Consider the following 448-nt stretch of genomic DNA (forward strand, 5'->3'; position numbering starts at 1 on the left):
ATCCGACCCGCTGGCCAGATCGACAGCCGTGCTCGGGGCCGACGGGCCGGTGGTGTCGAGCGTGAAGCTGAAGGCGCCGCCAGCCGTGCCGACGTTGCCGGCCTTGTCGGTGACGCGCGCCGTCAGGGCCTTCGTACCATCGCTGCCGAGGTCGCCACTGGTGACGGTCAGATCGACGTAGCCATTGCTGATGTCGGTGCTGCTCAGCGTTGCGGTGACGGCATGGGCCAGCGCGGAGCCGCCCAGCAACAGTTCGGCCAGATCGCCAGCGACAGCATTGGTGCCGGCCAGGCTGACACGCACGGTCGGGGCCAGCGCGCTGGTGATGTTGTCCGTGTTCGAGGAACCGCTGTCCGAGGCGCTGGCCAGATCGATGGCCGTGCTGGGAGCCGACGGGGCCGTCGTATCGAGGGTGACGGTCAGCGAGCCGCCGGCCGTGCCAACGTTG

At 69.4% G+C, this 448-nt stretch carries 1 protein-coding gene; it reads right to left on the minus strand.

All coding sequences use genetic code 11. The features are described from left to right. Positions 1-448: Ig-like domain-containing protein (locus tag LZ005_RS21550; RefSeq protein ID WP_237811139.1), on the minus strand; the 448-nt coding region annotated here is incomplete at both ends.

It is taken from the genome of Massilia sp. TS11 (assembly GCF_022012445.1).
Lineage (GTDB): Bacteria > Pseudomonadota > Gammaproteobacteria > Burkholderiales > Burkholderiaceae_D > Telluria.